Raw genomic sequence first — 18363 nt, forward strand, 5'->3', positions numbered from 1 at the left:
AAAAGATTAGCACTTAGCTTATTTTTATATCAGCTATGGCCAATTTAAGTGCCGTTGTAACTGGTAGATATGAAACAGAAAAAGGCCTTTGCATTTACGCTACTGCGGTATAAACTCCCGATTTATTTGCGTTCCCCTATCTGCTGGCGCCACATGGCAAAATAAAGGCCCTTTTGCACCAGTAATTCCTCGTGGTTGCCTTGTTCTACTATCTTGCCTTTTTCCAGAACATAAATAATATCGGCGTGCATAATGGTAGAAAGGCGGTGGGCAATTAGTACGGTTATTTGCTCGCGCTGCGCCGATATTTCCCGGACAGTAGCCGTAATTTCTTCTTCGGTCAGGGAATCAAGGGCCGAAGTGGCTTCGTCGAAAATGAGCAGGCGCGGGTTCCGGATTAAGGCGCGGGCAATAGATAAGCGCTGTTTTTCGCCGCCCGACATTTTAAGTCCGCCTTCCCCAATTTGGGTGTAGATGCCTTGCTCGGAGCGGGCCAATAAATTGGTACAGGAGGCTTTTACCAGGGCTGCCATTATTTCTTCATCGGTAGCATCGGGCTTAACCAATTGCAAATTTTCTTTAATAGTGCCCGAAAATAAATTGGTTTCCTGGGTTACAAAGCCTAATTGCCGGCGGGCTGCGTTTAGCCAGATGGTTTTAGCTGAATAATTATTGTACAGCACCTCGCCGCTGACCGGCACATACAAACCTACCAGCAACTTTACCAACGTAGATTTACCGGAGCCCGAAGGCCCGACAAAAGCAATGGTATCGCCGGTGTTGGCTTCAAAAGAAATGCCATCGAGGGCATTCTGGTTAGCATCTTTGTGCCGGAATACCACCTTTTCGAAGCGTAACTGATGTAATGGACCAATATCAATGGCTGATTCGGGGCGTTTCTCAATGGGTTTTTGCAGCAGCTCGTTAAAGTTACTCAAAGCGGCTTCGGCCTCGCGGTACGCCAGAATAATGGTGCCCAAATCCTGCAGCGGCCCAAAAATACTTACCGATATAAATTGCATCGAAATCAGTTCGCCGGTGGTAAGCACATCCCGGAAGATAAGCCAGAGCAGCGTAAATAAAATAGATTGTTTTAAGAGATTAAGCGCGGTGCCCTGTAAAAAAGATAACGTGCGCACCCGCTTGACTTTTTCCATTTCTAAACCAAATATTTGTTCGGTTTGGGTTCGCAGCCGCCTTATTTCCTGAAACGTAAGACCCAGGCTTTTTACCAGTTCAATATTGCGTAAAGATTCGGTAATAAACCCCGACATTTTATTTGTGGCCCGGTTAATAGAGCGTTGCATGGTTTTAATTTTGGCACTAAGCAAACTGGTAAGTCCGCCTAAAACCAGAATGCCAATTACAAATATTGGTACCAGCGCCCAATGCTTGGTTATGGCGTACCACACCAAAAAACCTACGCCCACCACCGACGAAAACAAAATATTAATAAAAGCCGTGATAAACCGCTCGGTATCGCGGCGTACGCGCTGCAATATAGAAAGGGTTTCGCCGCTGTTCTGGTTAGCGTATTCCTGGTAAGATAGGCGCAGGGTTTGTTTCAGGCCATCGTTAAAAATCTGAACCCCAAATTTCTGCACCACCAGGTTGGTCAGGTATTCCTGAAAAGCTTTAGCCAAACGCGACAGCAAGGCAATAATTACCGCCAGCCCCATTAGCCAGAGGGCACCTTTTACCCGCTCGTCCGGCGACAAAGTATAAGGTGGGGTAGCGTAATTGTCGATGATTTTGCCAAAGATAACCGGGTCGAGCAAGGCCAGCACCTGGCTAATACCGGCCAGCAGCAACGATAAAATAACTAATCCCCGGTGAGGTGTCAGGTAGTTCCAGAGTATGCGCATGAGAGCTTTATCTGTAAAGTCTACTACTTACGCACGAATTTTAGATTGGTATAAATTAATAGAGCGGCCTTTATTTTTAAGATGATGGTTTAAATAAATATTAAACGGTACTGCCCATAAGTAGCGCTAATAAATATTACCCAAACAACGTTAATTGGTGCGTGCCGTTAATTTTACGTTCGTGGGCCAGTAGCCATTTTTTGCGCCACAAACCGCCCGCGTATCCCACCGGCTGCCCATCGGAGCCAATAACCCGGTGGCAAGGTCGGATAAGTAATAATTTATTTTTGCCGTTGGCGCTACCTACCGCCCGGATGGCACTTAAATTACCTAATTGTACCGATAAATCGTAATAAGATAAAGTTTTACCGTAATCTATTTTACTCAGTTGGTGCCAAACCTGCTCCTGAAAAGTAGTTCCCATAGACGCAAGGGGTAAGTCGAATATCTTGCGTTCGCCGGCAAAATACTCGGCTAGTTGCTGCAAACAATCCTGCAGGCAAACTGGTAAATCCGGAGAAGCAGGCGTTGGTTCTTCTTCTGTAAACAATACCGATACTATAGCCGTGGGCGTGGCCATTACTTCAATGGTGCCGATAGGAGAAAGGTAATGTGCTCGAAATAGCGTATCCATAACTAACCGGTTTAGTTTAACAAAGCGGAAAGATAAACAACTGAACGAAAAATAAAACACGATGCTCCCGGAAAAGCAAGTTCTTTTAGCCCTGCCCGATGCCGAAGTATATTTTTGGCCAACCTTTTTAGACGCGGTTCAGGCAAATATTTTACTCGCGCAACTGCTCGAAGAAGTGCCCTGGCGGCAAGATAAAATCAAGATGTTTGGTAAAGAACTTTTGTTGCCTCGCCTGACTGCCTGGTACGGCGACCCCGGTAAAGCGTACCTTTATTCGGGTATTGTAAATGAACCTTTGCCCTGGCTGCCGATTTTACAAAAGTTAAAAGAAGCTGTAGAAACGGCGACAGGCCAATCGTTTAACAGTGTGCTACTAAATTATTACCGCCAGGGCCAGGACAGTATGGGCTGGCACAGCGACGATGAACCCGAACTAGGTCATAATCCGGTTATTGCTTCGGTTTCGCTGGGGCAAAGACGTCGTTTCGATTTCCGGCATAAGCACGATAGGACTATACCCAAACACTCGGTTTGGCTGGAGCATGGCAGTTTGCTCTTAATGCAAGGTACTACCCAGCACAATTGGCAGCACCAGGTACCCAAAGCCGCTAAACTAAACCAGCCCCGGCTAAATTTAACTTTTCGGGCTGTAAAATAAGGCTTTCGGCAACATCCCTAAACTTATTCTGTCATTTTCCCGAATACAGGGGTTCAATTGTAATATACATAGTTGTGGCTTTGCCCCACTACTAATTTTAGTTATTTGTAACCCGTTTAAAACTTACTAACGTATGTGCAGTTTTAAATCCAAAATAAAAACAGCTTTTCGTTTAAACAAAGCAACCGCGGGTTTAGGTTTAATAACATAAAGAACAAAACCAGCCGCTGCTTTTGTAGCATACCTTAATTAAAAACCAGAATTGCTTTAAACTAATATTAAAACAGCCGGTGCTTTTGCAAATAAAAGCCGTCGGCTATTTACTTAAAGTTTTCTCTATGAAACAAATTAGTCAATTCATGTTTGCCACGGGCATCGAGAATAGTTATCCTAATATTATTCTGCCGGATGGTACTGTAAAGCGGGTAGATGAAATGGAAAAAGCCGGCCATTATGCCCGTTGGCAGGAAGATTTTAACCTGGTAAAAGAAATGGGCATTGAGTTCCTGCGCTACGGGCCGCCTTTTTACTCTACTTTTGAAGGCCCCGGCCGCTACAATTGGGATTTTACCGACGAAACCTTTAACGCCATGCGCGAAATGGGTATTAATCCGATAGTAGATTTATGCCATTTTGGGCTGCCCAACTGGTTAGGTAACTTCCAGAACCCTGATTTTCCGGCATATTTTGCCGAGTACGCTTTGGCTTTTGCCCGCCGGTACCCGTATTTGCAATTTTACACGCCTATTAACGAAATATTTATTACAGCCATGTTTTCGGCCCAGTACGGGTGGTGGAACGAATGTTTAGCCAGCGACCGGGCTTACGTTACTGCCCTGAAGCACTTGTGTAAAGCCAATGTACTAGCCATGTCGGCGATTATGAGCGTGCAGCCCGATGCTATCTTTATTCAGAGCGAATCGTCGGAATATTTTCATGCCGAAGACCCAAGTTGCTCTAAACTGGCGCATTTCTTAAACCAAAAACGGTTTTTATCGCTCGATTTAACTTACGGCTATCCTATCTCGGCCGAAATGTTTTTATACCTGCAAGACAACGGCATGACCCGGGAGGAGTACCAGTGGTTCCGCGAAAACCAGGTAAAAGCCCACTGTATTATGGGTAACGATTATTATTATACCAACGAGCACATGGTACACCCCAACGGTACTACCAGCGCCTCCGGCGAAATATTTGGTTACTATGTAATTACGAATCAATATTATCGTCGCTACCGTTTGCCGGTAATGCACACCGAAACCAACATGATAGAACCCAACTCCGTGGCCTGGTTGCGCAAAGAGTGGGCCAATGCCAAACGCCTGAAACGCGATGGTATTCCGCTGGTTGGTTTTACCTGGTACAGCCTCATCGACCAGGTCGACTGGGACTCGGCGCTGCGCAACGATGCCGGTAATGTAAACGCCCTGGGCTTATACGACATGGACCGCAAAATTAGGGCCGTAGGGCAGGAGTACAAAAAAATTATTAAGCAATGGAAAGGCGTGCTGCAGGAAGAAAGCTATGGCCTGCACTTTAACCATTATTTATAAGCGGCAATTTACCACCCCAACCCCTCCTAAAATAGAAGGGGAGGCTGGCTAACGCTTTTTTACTGCCGGATACTAGTGGAAAAGCTTTGCTTAATATTGAATATTTGCTAGGTGTTTATTATCCAGGTACTTGTTATAAGGTAAGAAGTAGAAAAGCGGAAGCTACAGGTAAACTACATCAGTTTGGGCGATGAGGGCCTTCCAGATTTCCGGTGCGCAGCATTGCAAGGTACGAGCAAAGGGAAGATGGGCCGCCCGAATGACCAAACGGGGTCCGCGGCCTTGAGCCAACTTAGGCTTCTAATATCCGTTAGCAACTCAGCCTTGAAAGATGAAATATTTTAAAACATAAAATTCAAAATACCCGATTTAAAAGGTCGGGTATTTTTATTTATCCATTTTTAGCAGCTTTCTTCTATATTTTAAATGTATACCTTTACCAGTAACAAAACTTACTAGTAATAAAAGCACCGGCTCATACGAAAGGGATGTCAAAAAGAGAACATATAACGGTAATGGGAGGCGGTTTGGTTGGCTGCCTGATGAGTTTATACCTGGGTAAAAAAGGTTATAAGGTAGATTTATACGAGCGCAAGCCCGACCTCCGGAAAGCTTACAAAGAATACGGCCGTTCTATAAACTTAGCCCTCAGCGACCGCGGCTGGAAAGCCTTGAACGGCATTGGCATTGGCGATGATATCCGGAAAGTAGCCATACCCATGTACGGCCGTATGATTCATGATTTGCAGGGTAAGTTAAGTTTTCAGCCTTACGGCAAAGAAGGACAAGCCATTTATTCGGTATCCAGGGGCGGTTTAAATATTGCCTTGCTCGATTTAGTAGAAGCCGAACACAATATTAACCTGCATTTTAGCAAACAGTGCCAAAGCGTTGACCTGAAAACCAACGAGGTACATTTGCGCGATACCAGCACCGGTGAAGAATCGGTAATACAAGCCGACCGTTTATTTGGCGTAGACGGGGCGTACTCGATGGTGCGTTATTCTATGCAGAAAACCGAACGCTTTGATTATTCGCAAAGCTACCTAAACTACGGCTATAAAGAGTTAACCATTGCCCCGGGCCCTTTTGGCCGGTGGATGCTGGAGAAAGAAGCCCTGCACATTTGGCCGCGCGGTAATTTTATGATGATTGCCTTACCCAATTTAAACGGGAGTTTTACCTGTACTTTGTTTTACCCCTACGAAGGCCACGAATCGTTTGCTAACCTTAGAAACGAAAACGATGTAAAGCGTTTTTTTAAAAAGCAGTTCCCCGATGCCGTGTCTCTGATGCCTAATCTGGTAGAAGAGTTCTTTAAAAATCCGGTTGGCGATTTGGTAACTATCCGTTGTTTTCCGTGGGCATTCCAGGATCAGGTTTTATTGTTGGGCGATGCCTCGCACGGCATTGTGCCTTTTTACGGACAGGGCATGAACGCCGGTTTTGAAGATTGCACCGTGTTTAACGAATTACTGAACGAGCACACCGGCGATTGGCATACTATTTTTGATAAGTTTCAGAAGTTACGTAAGCCCGATACCGATGCCATGGCCGATTTGGCGATTTACAATTTTCTGGAAATGCGCGATAAAGTAGGCGATCCGCGGTTTTTATTGCAAAAGAAAATAGAAAGTAAAATCAATGCCTTGTATCCCGACCGCTGGATTCCGCTGTATTCTATGGTTACGTTTAGCGATATGTCTTACGCCGAGGCCAAAGCGGCCGGCGACCGCCAGGACCAGATAATGGCGCAACTAATGCCGCACATCCAAACCGAAGCGGATTTTGAGAAATCCGAAGTACAGCAACTCATCCGGGAGCAGGTATTAAGCGAGACTGCCTCCGAAAATAAGGTGAAACTTACCTTCTGATGGACGCCACCAAAACTGCCGCCGCCCCGCTAAGGGCTTTAAATAAATTTGCGGCTGTTTTGGCCTTGGTTTGTTCCTGGGTACTTTTTCTGGATTATTTATTGCCGGGTTCCATAAGCCAGAATGTTATTAAGGAATATGAAGTTAACTCGGTGAAAGCCAGGGGAAGTGCCTCAACTACTTATAATATAGTTACCGATAAATATCGTTTTCCGATTTCCGATGAGTTTCTTTCTGATTCTAATGTAGGAGACACCGTAAGGCTGGAAGTATCGTACCTGCTTAAAATTGTAAACACCTACAGCTTAAAAGGCAAACAGGAATGGCATACTTATTATACGCGGTATTTATCTGGTATATTTTTTCCGCTGATTTTGTTGCTTTTGTCCTTGCTTTCATTGCGGTTAAAATTTTCCAGCGAAAACATTACTTACCTGTTTTTAGCTTTAAATGCACTAGCCCTGTTTTTTACCTGTATGACCGTTCTAAACGTTTCTAATTTATTCTAGCGGTTTAAATATTAAAACCTGGAGCGGGGTAATTAAAAGTATATGGTGCAGAGCCGGCCGCTTTACGGTACCAGCAGCCACAAACCCCAACCAACCAGAAAACCAACGGCAAAGCCGCTGTACACTTCGGCGGGCGTATGCGCATCTAAGGCCAGCCGCGCCGACATAACCGACCCGGTAACTAAAACGGTACCTACAATAAAATAACGTAACGGACTTTCGGGCAGGTAAGCGTGCAGTAGTAGTAAAATACTTAAAGCGCCGCCTAAGCCTACACTGTGAGCACTTATTTTGTAACGGAAAGAAATCAGGAAAGTCGCAAAAACCGATAAAGTAGTCAGGAACATTATATAAAACAGCAACCGGTCGAATATTTGCTCCTGGTAAAAAAGGTAACTGGTAACCGCAAAACAAACCGTAGTAAAGAAAAAAGGTAAGGTTCTTTCGGGCCGGTCAGATACGTGCAAACTGCTGATAAAACCGTACCGGTACATAAAATAAGTGCCTAAGCCCGGTATAATAAAAGTAGTAAAAAATATAATAGATATAATTAGCCAGCGGCTTTCCGGCGGAAAAGTAACCGTAGACTCCGGCAAAAAATACAGCACAACTATAAACAGAAAAGTTGGCATTAAAAGCGGATGAAACAATACAGATAAGGCCAGCGCCAGTGTGCGGTTCACGGTTTAAGGAAATTATGAATTACAAATTATAAATTATGAATTGTAATTGGTGGAGGAAGTAATTAGAGCTAGCTGGTGCAAATTGGTGCAGTTTTTTAACCGGTGCAAATAGGTATTTAGGAATTACAATTCAAAGATATTAAACTTTAATTAATTCATAATTTCTAATTAATAATTATAATTCTTTGCGCAGCCGGGCTACCGGTATATTTAATTGTTCGCGGTATTTAGCTACGGTGCGGCGGGCAATATTATAGCCTTTCTCGTTCAGCATTTTTTCCAGTTTATCATCCGAGAGAGGTTTCTTTTTGTTTTCCTTATCAATAATATCTTTCAGGATTTGTTTTACCTCACGGCTGCTGGCATCTTCGCCCGAGTCGGTAGCAATACCTTCGGAAAAGAAATATTTAAGCGGATAAACGCCAAACTCGGTTTGTACCCATTTGCTGTTAGCCACCCTGGATACCGTAGAAATATCCATGTCAATTTCCTGGGCAATATCTTTCAGAATCATGGGCCGCAACTTGGTTTCGTCGCCGTCCAGGAAAAAATCGTGTTGAAAACGGACAATAGCTTCCATGGTGCGCAGCAAGGTATTTTGCCGTTGTTTGATGGCATCTATAAACCATTTGGCCGCATCCAGCTTTTGCTTTACAAACGTTACGGCTTCTTTTAATTTTTTATCTTTTTTAGCGCCCTTGTCGTAGGCATCAAACATTTCGGAATACGAGCGGCTTACGCGCAAATCGGGGGCGTTGCGGGCATTAAGCGTAATGCTTAACTGGCCGTTGTCGTTGGTTATAATAAAATCCGGTACAATATATTGGGCTTTTACCAAACCAGCCGATGTGCCACCCGGTTTAGGATTTAGCTTTAATATTATATTCAGGGCTTCTTTTAATTCTTCGTCCTCAATATCTAACCGCGACTGAATTTTAGAATAATGTTTTTTCGTAAACTCATCGAAACAATCCTGAATAATTTGCTCGGCTATTTCGGTGGCGTGGTCGGGTTCGCGGCGCTCCAGTTGCAACAGCAAACACTCCTGTAAATCGCGCGCGGCAATACCCGGCGGATCAAAAGCCTGAATTTCGCGCAGCACCACTTCAATTTCGTCGAGGCTTACTTCTATGTTTTGCGAAAAAGCCAAATCGTTGGCAATAGCACTTAAATCGCGCCGGATGTAGCCATCGTTATCTATGCTGCCAATCAGTTGTTCGCCAATGGCGTGTTGCTGCTCGTCCAGGTTCAGGAAGTTAAGCTGATCCAGCAGGGCATCCGTCAGGGTAGAGGTGCCGGCCAGCGGCATATCGCGGTCTTCTTCTTCGCCGGGGCCATCGCCCTGCATTTTATAGCCCGCAATTTCGTCGTCGTGAATATAATCGGCTAAGTCAATTTCGTCTTTGTCCTGGCGGTAATCTTCTTCCAAACTGCCGGTATCATCGTCGCCGCGGTTATTGTCAAAATCCTCGTCCAGGCTATCATCGGCATCAAAATCATCGCCAGAATCTTCGTTGTCTTCGGTTCGCTCAAATTCATCGTCCGGCCCTTCTTCCAAAGCCGGGTTTACCTCCATCTCCTCTTTAATCCGCATATCCAGTTCGGCGGTGGGTATTTGCAACAGCTTGATGAACTGAATCTGTTGAGGAGACAGTTTTTGGGATAACAGTTGCTTTAAATCTAGTCGCTGCATAAGGTTTACATACCGGCGGTATGCACGAATTTGATATTCAAATTTAGGATATTTTTACTCCTGTTTACCAAAAAAGGTTAAAATATCGTTACTTTGTGCCGTTAGAAAAGTTGTTAGTTATTAGTTGTTCGTAATTAGTTATTGCTTTTATAACTATAACTACCTAGTTGCTTTCTTTCTGATTATTACTTTTCATTTAATTAAGGCCTTATATTTAACTTTACAGCGGTTAGTTTTTAATATTTCAAAAAACTAATCGCTAATTACTTTACATATGAAACGAAGCAAAGTTGCAGCATTGTTAGCGGCTACGAATTTAGACCAGGAAGTATCTGTAAAAGGTTGGGTTCGTACCAAAAGAGGTAATAAGTTTGTCAGTTTTATTGCCCTCAACGATGGGTCTACTATAAATAATATTCAGTTAGTAGCCGATGCCGAAAAGTTTAACGAAGAAAGCCTGCGCGAGGTAACTACCGGCGCTTGCATTTCGGCTACCGGCACGTTAGTAGCTTCGCAAGGCAAAGGCCAAACTGTAGAAATACAAGTAAAAACCCTGGAAGTGTTGGGTACCGCCGATCCGGAAAAATACCCTTTGCAGAAAAAAGGCCACTCTTTAGAGTTTTTGCGCGAAATAGCTCACCTGCGTCCCCGTACAAATACTTTTGGAGCGGTGCTGCGCATCCGGCACGCCATGGCCTTTGCGGTGCATAAATTTTTTAACGACCGTGGTTTTTACTACGTGCATACGCCCATTATTACCGGTTCCGATGCCGAAGGCGCCGGGCAAATGTTCCGGGTTACCACTTTAGACCCGCTTAACCCGCCTACCACCGAGACCGGCGAAGTAGATTATAAAGAAGATTTTTTTGGTAAATCGACTAACTTAACCGTATCGGGGCAGTTGGAAGGCGAAGTAGCGGCTATGGCGCTGGGTGAAGTTTATACCTTTGGCCCTACTTTCCGGGCCGAAAACTCCAATACTACGCGCCACCTGGCCGAGTTCTGGATGATAGAGCCCGAAATGGCTTTTTACGAGCTGGAAGACAACATGGACCTGGCCGAGGATTTCCTGAAGTTTTTGGTGATGTATGCCCTGAATAACTGCAAAGACGATTTGCAGTTCCTGAACGACATGTACGACAAAGAACTGCTCAACCGGTTAAACTTTGTGGTACAAAACAGCTTTGAGCGCCTCAACTACACTGATGCCGTGGAAATATTAAAAACCGCGAAGCAGAAATTTGAATTTCCGGTAGAGTGGGGCACCGATTTACAAAGTGAACACGAACGTTATTTAGTAGAGAAACATTTTAAAAAGCCGGTTATTCTGGTTAACTATCCCAAGCACATCAAGTCGTTTTACATGAAACAGAACGACGATGGCAAAACCGTACGCGCCATGGATGTGCTGTTTCCGGGTATCGGCGAAATTATTGGTGGCTCGCAACGGGAAGAAAGTTACGAGAAGTTGTACCAGCGTGTGCAGGAACTAGGCATTCACGAAGAAGAACTGTGGTGGTACCTGGAGTTGCGTAAGTTTGGTACGGCACCGCACTCCGGCTTTGGCTTAGGCTTTGAGCGGTTAATATTATTTGTAACCGGCATGGGCAACATCCGGGATGTAATTCCTTTTCCGCGTTTCCCCAAAAACGCTGAGTTTTAGAAATAAAAGATTAACAAGAAGGCAGCATAATTTTTATGCTGCTTTTTTATTTAATAGCAGAACTGTCAGCTTTATTGCTTGCCTGATTTTTCTCGACCAATAATACGCGCTTCCCAAAATATTGAGCGGTATATAAATTTCGCCAACCAGTGGTATCATCGTCCACTTCTTCGAAAAAGATGGTTTTGGGAATATTCTGCACTGGCTTTATAGGACAGCTTTGGCAGGAACTTTTTTTTAAGTAAGTATAACGCTCATCCATTTCCTTATCATAACGGGCTGCCCGCCCCGACAGTAAGTCGCTGTAAGCTGTACGAATATTAGATTGCTTATTGTGGAAAAGCCAGAGTAAACAAATTATTCCTATAAAGGCCTTTGCGTAATAAGGCAAGGCCGGAATAAATAAGCCTTTATTGGTCAGAAAGGCGGTGGTATAATAAATATTAAAAAACCAGCCCAGAATAAATATTAAGTAAATGGTGTCTTGAACCCGAGGGGGGGCATGGTCGGCTTTGCTGTAGTATGAAACAAAGTAACATGTAACAAGGCCACCTAAAAATATCAGCCAATATATTACAGGGTGTAAAAGGTTATGAGATGGAAATAAAGGCGGTTGTCGGCAACAAAACGGAATGAATAAAATGGTCAATAATAAAATAGGGGTTAAGGTAAACCAGTTTAAGGAATTATTCGCCACAATTGCCGTAGCATACATAGCTGAATAAAATATTTGGCCCTGGTCGGGATATTCTGCAGACCGCACCGCATTGCCTGGAGCCCCTATTACCAAGTAGCAACCAACGCAAACCGTTAATAGTAAGCCAGCTAACTGAAAATTTACCTGCCGCTTTTGCCATACATATAAACCAAACAACAATACAGATAAATAAAACATAAAAGCCATAACAGTTTCATTGCTGCCCACAATAAAAAAAGCTAATAGCAAAGTTGCGAAATATTTAAATTTAGATTTATTGTTAGCTGAGGCCTGTTGTAAGAGTAATCCACAAAAAAATAAAAATGCAATGCAGCCGGTCTGGTAATTTAATGCACCCGACATCCAGTAAAATACTTGGGCCACTACCGGCATAAAACCTAAAAATAATGTTATTAACATTAGTGTTAAGAGCAATTTTTGCCGAACTGTTGTGGCTGGAAATAAGGAACTAACTAAGTAGTAGGTGCCAGCAATGGTTAACATGAAAATAACTAGTGAAAGTATTCTGTAGCCCACTAGCGAATGGTAAACCAATGGATTTAATGTTCCTAAGAAGATAGAAGTGTAGCGGCCACTCCAGCTTTCTCGTATTTTCCAAAATGCCGACCATGCGCTATCCTCCAAAACCATGTTGGTAAGCCAGAAATCATCGACTGATGGATGACAAAAAGCGGCAAGAAGTATAAAAGGAATAATAGCGGCAACTAATAAAAAAAGAATCCATTTTTCCGCTGTATTTTTAGAAAAGTGTTTCCTGATAAAGAAAGACATATTGAGAGTTAGGCCAAAACTATTTGGTAAAAATATTGATTTAAATTCACTTCCATGATTTGCATTTTTAATTAGTTTTAGTTCAAATTCTGGGTTAACTTATAAATCCAAAAGTTATGTACAAACACCTGCTCTACGAAATAAACAACGGAATTGCTACCCTTACCCTAAACCGGCCGGAAGTTTACAATGCTCTTAATACCCAACTTATCTTTGAATTGCAGAACGCCTTTGAGCAAATAGCCCAAGATGCACAGGTACGGGTGGTGGTATTAACGGGTGCGGGAAAAGCTTTTTGTGCGGGGCAAGATTTAAATGAGGTGGCAGAACTGGGCCAACGCTCCTTGTCCGATGCTTTGCATACCCGTTATAATCCGCTAATAAAGGCCATGCGGGATTTGCCTATCCCCATTATTGGTGCCCTTAACGGGGTGGCGGCCGGGGCGGGCTGTTCATTGGCCCTGGTTTGCGATTTTATTGTTGCGGCTTCTAATGCCGATCTTTCCGAAGCTTTTATTAATATTGGGTTGGTGCCCGATTCGGGTTCGTCGTTTTTTCTGCCCCGGCTGGTGGGGGCCTTAAAAGCCTTTGAATTGTGTACGTTAGGCACCAAAGTAACGGCCCAGGAAGCTTTAAACTTAGGTTTGGTAAACCAGGTAGTGCCACCCGAAAATTTAGCCGCTACTGTACAAGAACTAGCCCTGCGTTACGCGGCGGCGCCCACCAAAGCCATAGGTTTAATCAAAAAAATGCTCCAAAAATCTTTTTCTTCTACTTTAGAGCAAATGCTTGCGTTCGAAGCTTCTCTCCAGGAAATAGCCGGAGAAACAGAAGATTTCCGAGAAGGCGTAACAGCTTTCCGGGAAAAAAGAAAACCAAATTTTACTGGTAAATAACTAATTCATTTAGAGAGAAGTGGTTTTATTTAAAGTTAAGTAATTCGTTTCGAGGTGCCTTGCAGGGCTTTTAAACAAACCTCTGTTTAAACTGTTCGTATAGCAAGGTTGTGAACTTAAAAAGTGATTATTTAAAGAATAAAGCTATGAAGAAAATTAAAATGAGTGTTATTATGGCTTCTGCTCTCATGTGGGGTGTAAGTTGTAGTTCCAGCAATACCGATACGGGTGCTACTTCGTCTAATACCGAAAGTGTAGCGGGCGATAGTGCCGCCACAGCGGCCTCTGATATGGCAACCGGGGCCACTACTACCCAGTCACTCGATACCACTAGTTTTGCGGTTATGGCCGCCAGCAGCGATATGTTTGAATTATTGAGCAGCAAAGATGCCCAACAAAAAGCAACCAACGCCGAAGTAAAACAGTTTGCCCAGCAAATGATTACTGACCATACCAAAACCAGCGAGGAGCTAAAATCGATTGCGGGAAGCAAAAATATTATGCTGCCAGCGACTCCGGTACCCATGCACCAGAGCATGATAGCCGCTTTAAGTACCGAAAAAGCAGACAAGTTTGATGAGGAATATATGGAGGCCCAGGTTTTAGCGCACCGGCAAGCCGTTACCTTGTTCGAAACAGCCTCAAAAAACGAAGCTGATCCGGAGTTAAAAGCATTTGCGGCAAAACATTTGCCACACCTGCAAATGCACCTGGATATGGCCAAAACCCTTAAAGATAAAGTAGATTAAATAATCAGGCGGTTGCCCTTGATGGTTTACCTCGGGGTTAAAAATTAAGAGCCGGTTTAGCTTAGCTAAACCGGCTCTTAATTTTTATGGTTATTAAAATCCATACTGGTACCAACCCAAAGAGCACGTAATATTTTTACACAAGCAGGCTTACCGGAGCGTACTGGTTTAAGTAAGTTCCGGTATTCAGGCAAATAATTAAATAAGTTTTAATGTAGCAACACATTAAGGGTGCCATTTTCGAGGAATGGAACGGCCTCTTTCTCGGAAATTAATTTATAGCTGGTTTCGAGTAAATGCGAAGCCGTATTAAAACGGGTGATTTCTAATAAATACTCTTCGGCTACTGTTTTGTACAGCGAGTAAGTAGGCGGAATAAATAAGGAGTTACGGGTATAATCGGCCGAATCTATAATGCCCAAAGCCACCTGATCTAAATAATCTATGACATACTGTTTGCCACATTCTGTGGTAATCAGATTTAAATTCTTTTTATCCGTCATAACAACACCTCAGAGGAATGATATAGCTTAAACGCGGCAAATTTAATACCAGTTGGCTCTTTTTGTTAATTATTTTGGAATTGCCTAAGAATCAGGAATAAAAAAGCCGCTTTACGCGGCTTAATATCTTAGTATTTAAATATAAAACAAAGCTTTGAAAAAATATTAAACAAAGTTTTTAATTACTGTTTCTGGTATCAACTCGTAATTAATAGAGGTATGATTCATAGAAGGATTGTAAAAACTTTTCTTCTGAATATACTCCTGGGTTGGAGCCTTGTAAATAGTGTACGTATAATTTTTATTTGAATTAAGACTACCGGTTTTAATAGGTTCTAAATGATTTAACTCAAATTCTTTCCCACAATCCGTAATAATCTTAGTGGTATTAACTGGGTTCATGCTCTCCTTTTCTCCCCTTACTGAACAAAAAACAATTTTAGTTGTAGATGTTACGAATTGGGTAATTAAAAGTTACGCTGGATTGATATTTTATATATTTTTTTTCGGGAAAGCGCAAAAAGCAAATAAGTAACAAAACTGCCGAGGTATTTACTTTTTAAAGTAAATACCCCGGCAGATTATTCTGGTTAGAAAAAACTGTTTTATTCTAGCGCAGCATTTGGGTAATCGGCCGGCATACCAGATTATTTAAGCCGACACTTCGCGGTATTTGCTGGTGGCCAGTTCTTCTTTTAAAAAACGGCTGGTATAACCTTTTTTTACTTTGGCTACTTCTTCAGGAGTACCTTCGGCCACAATGGTGCCACCCGCTTCGCCACCTTCCGGACCAATATCAATAATATGGTCGGCCACTTTAATCATATCAAGGTTATGTTCAATAATTAATACGGTATTGCCTTTGTCAACCAGCTTGTGAATTACATCGCTCAGGTGCCGGATGTCTTCAAAGTGTAAACCAGTGGTAGGTTCATCCAGAATATAAAAGGTTTTGCCGGTGTCTTTTTTTGATAGCTCGGTTGCCAGTTTTACCCGTTGGGCCTCGCCGCCCGAGAGCGTTGTAGCCTGCTGCCCGAGCGTAATGTAACCCAAACCTACCTCATTTAATATTTTTACTTTGCGCAAAATGCGGGGCTGACTTTCGAAATATTCAACGGCTTTTTCTACGGTCATGTCCAGCACGTCGGTAATAGATTTGCCTTTAAAACGTACTTCTAAAGTTTCGCGGTTGTAGCGTTTGCCTTTGCAGGTTTCACAAGGAACGTTTACATCGGGCAGGAAATTCATCTCAATTACCCGCATACCGGCACCCTCGCAGGTTTCGCAGCGGCCGCCTTTTACGTTAAACGAGAAACGCCCGGCCGAGTAACCCCGGATTTTGGCTTCGGGCAATTGGGCAAACAAAGCCCGGATTTCTGTAAACATACCCGTATAGGTAGCAGGGTTAGAGCGGGGGGTACGGCCAATCGGCGACTGATCTACTTCAATTACTTTATCAATATGTTCCAGGCCTTCAATGCCTTTGTAGGGCAGTGGCTCACGTTTGGCGTTAAAGAAATGCTTGTTCAAAATCGGGAACAGCGTATCGTGGATAAGCGTAGATTTGCCGCTGCCCGAAACGCCCGTAACCGCAATAAGTTTGCCCAACGGGAAATGAGCCGTTACGTTTTTTAAGTTATGGCCGGTGGCACCCCGTAAAGTTAGTACTTTATCGTGGCCTGCCCGCTTGGCCTTGGGTATCTCAATGTGTTTCTGGCCGCTTAAATATTGCGAGGTCAGGCTGCCGGAATTAAATATTTCCTGCGGCGAACCGGCGGCTACAATGTGCCCGCCGTGAATACCCGCGCCCGGACCAATATCCAACACGTGGTCGGCATGCATAATCATGTCTTTGTCGTGCTCTACCACAATAACGGAGTTGCCAATATCGCGCAGGTTTTTTAAGGCTGAGATCAGTTTTTCGTTGTCGCGCTGGTGCAAGCCAATGCTGGGCTCATCCATAATATACAACACGCCTACTAACTGCGTACCAATTTGCGTAGCCAACCGAATGCGTTGCGATTCGCCGCCCGAGAGGGTACGTACCGAGCGGTGCAGGTTCAGGTAATTCAAGCCCACATCCAGCAAAAATCCGATTCGCTTCCGGATTTCTTTTAACAGTTCGCGGGCAATTAAATTCTGGCGTTCGTTTAGGCGGTCTTCTAAATTATGGAACCAATCGGCCAACTGGCCAATGTTAAACTGCGACAATTCGCCAATATTTTTGCTATCCAGCTTAATGTGCAACGATTCTTTTTTCAGGCGCAAACCGTGGCACTCGGGGCACTCGTTGGTTTGGGTAAATTCTTTCACCCACGACCGGATAGCATCCGAGTCGGATTCCATTTGTTTGCGTAAAAAGCTAACAATACCTTCAAACTCGATGGTGTAGCTATGGCCTTTGGCTTTTACTTCCAGTTCTTCGTTTACGCCGTGCAGCAATTGGTTTAGCACCGGTGCCGGCAAATCCTGGATTGGGGTAGAAATATTTAGTTTGTGAATCCGGAGTAAAGCCTGAATTTGGTTAAATATCCAGATATCGCGGAACTCGCCCAAAGGCGCAATGCCGCCGCGGCTAATGCTTAAGCTTTTGTCCGGAATAATAGAGTCTTCGGTAATTTCCTGGATTTCGCCGAGGCCGTTACACACCGGACAAGCCCCGTACGGCGAGTTAAACGAAAACGTATTGGGCGCCGGATCGTCGTAGGCAATACCGGTTTCGGGGTCCATGAGGTGCCGCGAGAAAAAGTGCGTTTGGTTTGTATCGGGCTCCAGAATAGAAATAGTGCCTTTGCCGTGGGTAAGCGCATTCTGCACCGAACTGGAAATACGGTAGCGGTCGTCGGCGTTTACGATTATTTTATCCACCACAATCTCAATGTCGTGAATTTTGTAGCGGTCTACCTGCATTTTGGGTACCAGCTCCAGCAAGTCGCCGTCTACGCGTACACGTACAAAACCCATTTTCCGGATTTGTTCAAATAACTCGCGGTAGTGGCCTTTCCGGCCTTTTACCACCGGGGCCAGAATAATGAGCTTTTTGCCGTTAAAATTTTCCAGGATGTGCTGTACAATCTGATCGTCGCTTTGCCGGATCATTTTTTTACCGGTTACGTAGCTGAAAGCTTCGCCGGTACGGGCAAAAAGCAAACGCATAAAGTCGTAAATTTCGGTAATAGTGCCTACCGTAGAGCGCGGGTTGCGGCTGGTGGTTTTCTGTTCAATGGAAATTACCGGGCTCAGACCTTCAATTTTATCGACGTTGGGCCGTTCCAGGCCACCCAGAAAAGAGCGGGCATACGCCGAGAAAGTTTCCATGTAGCGACGCTGGCCTTCGGCGTAAATGGTATCGAAAGCCAACGATGATTTGCCGCTGCCGCTAATGCCGGTAAATACGACCAGTTTGTTGCGCGGAATAGTTAAGCTTACATTTTTAAGGTTGTGCTCCCGGGCACCGTACACTTCTATTTGCTGGGCTTCGGCGGTTGTATTTTCAGGAGCGGTATTATTTATAATTTCACCGTTTGCTACGGCCGTATTTTCTGTTATTTGACCCATTGCTGGTTTATAGATTAATCTGCAAAGATAAATAAT

14 protein-coding genes are annotated in these 18363 nt (G+C 43.9%); 7 read left to right on the forward strand and 7 right to left on the reverse strand.

Annotated features, from left to right (window positions below; translation table 11 throughout):
• Positions 1-122: 122 nt before the first annotated feature.
• Both ACO1R6_RS06395 and ACO1R6_RS06400 read right to left on the reverse strand, forming a co-directional pair.
• Positions 123-1865, reverse strand: a complete 1743-nt coding sequence (locus tag ACO1R6_RS06395) for an ABC transporter ATP-binding protein (RefSeq protein WP_486263178.1) — start codon at positions 1863-1865, stop codon at positions 123-125.
• Between the two features lie 136 nt (positions 1866-2001).
• Complete coding sequence (locus ACO1R6_RS06400; protein ID WP_486263179.1) at positions 2002-2499, reverse strand: methylated-DNA--[protein]-cysteine S-methyltransferase; 498 nt, start codon at positions 2497-2499, stop codon at positions 2002-2004.
• Between the two features lie 61 nt (positions 2500-2560).
• Between ACO1R6_RS06400 and ACO1R6_RS06405 the strand changes: the two genes are divergently transcribed.
• From ACO1R6_RS06405 to ACO1R6_RS06420, 4 genes are all read left to right on the forward strand, one after another.
• Complete coding sequence (locus tag ACO1R6_RS06405) at positions 2561-3157, forward strand: alpha-ketoglutarate-dependent dioxygenase AlkB family protein (protein ID WP_486263181.1); 597 nt, start codon at positions 2561-2563, stop codon at positions 3155-3157.
• Positions 3158-3495: 338 nt separating this feature from the next.
• A complete protein-coding gene (locus ACO1R6_RS06410) occupies positions 3496-4710 on the forward strand; it encodes a family 1 glycosylhydrolase (protein WP_486263182.1) in 1215 nt (404 codons plus the stop codon).
• A 488-nt stretch (positions 4711-5198) separates the two neighbouring features.
• Positions 5199-6584: an FAD-dependent oxidoreductase gene (locus tag ACO1R6_RS06415; RefSeq protein ID WP_486263184.1), complete on the forward strand. Its 1386-nt coding sequence runs from the start codon at positions 5199-5201 to the stop codon at positions 6582-6584.
• The gene (locus ACO1R6_RS06420) at positions 6584-7093 is read left to right on the forward strand and encodes a hypothetical protein (RefSeq protein WP_486263186.1); all 510 of its coding nucleotides are present in this window, start codon (positions 6584-6586) and stop codon (positions 7091-7093) included. The genes ACO1R6_RS06415 and ACO1R6_RS06420 overlap by 1 nt, the downstream gene beginning before the upstream one ends.
• A 62-nt stretch (positions 7094-7155) precedes the next feature.
• Here the strand turns inward: ACO1R6_RS06420 and ACO1R6_RS06425 are convergent, their stop codons facing one another.
• Both ACO1R6_RS06425 and rpoN read right to left on the reverse strand, forming a co-directional pair.
• A complete protein-coding gene (locus tag ACO1R6_RS06425; protein WP_486263187.1) occupies positions 7156-7776 on the reverse strand; it encodes a hypothetical protein in 621 nt (206 codons plus the stop codon).
• 175 nt (positions 7777-7951) lie between these two features.
• Complete coding sequence (rpoN, locus tag ACO1R6_RS06430) at positions 7952-9469, reverse strand: RNA polymerase factor sigma-54 (RefSeq protein WP_486263189.1); 1518 nt, start codon at positions 9467-9469, stop codon at positions 7952-7954.
• Positions 9470-9743: 274 nt separating this feature from the next.
• Between rpoN and asnS the strand changes: the two genes are divergently transcribed.
• The gene (gene asnS / locus ACO1R6_RS06435; protein WP_486263190.1) at positions 9744-11132 is read left to right on the forward strand and encodes an asparagine--tRNA ligase; all 1389 of its coding nucleotides are present in this window, start codon (positions 9744-9746) and stop codon (positions 11130-11132) included.
• Positions 11133-11178: 46 nt separating this feature from the next.
• Here asnS and ACO1R6_RS06440 read toward each other — a convergent pair whose 3' ends face one another.
• The gene (locus tag ACO1R6_RS06440) at positions 11179-12621 is read right to left on the reverse strand and encodes a DUF6056 family protein (RefSeq protein WP_486263192.1); all 1443 of its coding nucleotides are present in this window, start codon (positions 12619-12621) and stop codon (positions 11179-11181) included.
• 116 nt (positions 12622-12737) lie between these two features.
• Between ACO1R6_RS06440 and ACO1R6_RS06445 the strand changes: the two genes are divergently transcribed.
• Complete coding sequence (locus tag ACO1R6_RS06445) at positions 12738-13517, forward strand: enoyl-CoA hydratase/isomerase family protein (protein WP_486263194.1); 780 nt, start codon at positions 12738-12740, stop codon at positions 13515-13517.
• 146 nt (positions 13518-13663) lie between these two features.
• On the forward strand, positions 13664-14266 hold the full coding sequence (locus ACO1R6_RS06450) for a DUF4142 domain-containing protein (RefSeq protein WP_486263196.1): 603 nt from the start codon (positions 13664-13666) through the stop codon (positions 14264-14266).
• Between the two features lie 209 nt (positions 14267-14475).
• Here ACO1R6_RS06450 and ACO1R6_RS06455 read toward each other — a convergent pair whose 3' ends face one another.
• Together ACO1R6_RS06455 and uvrA are read right to left on the reverse strand one after the other, a co-directional pair.
• Positions 14476-14769 carry a hypothetical protein gene (locus tag ACO1R6_RS06455; RefSeq protein ID WP_486263198.1) on the reverse strand — a complete coding sequence of 98 codons (294 nt, stop codon included), beginning with the start codon at positions 14767-14769 and terminating at the stop codon, positions 14476-14478.
• A 651-nt stretch (positions 14770-15420) separates the two neighbouring features.
• A complete protein-coding gene (gene uvrA, locus ACO1R6_RS06460; RefSeq protein WP_486263199.1) occupies positions 15421-18327 on the reverse strand; it encodes an excinuclease ABC subunit UvrA in 2907 nt (968 codons plus the stop codon).
• Positions 18328-18363 lie beyond the last annotated feature (36 nt).

The sequence above is a fragment of the Adhaeribacter sp. genome (assembly GCF_057359045.1).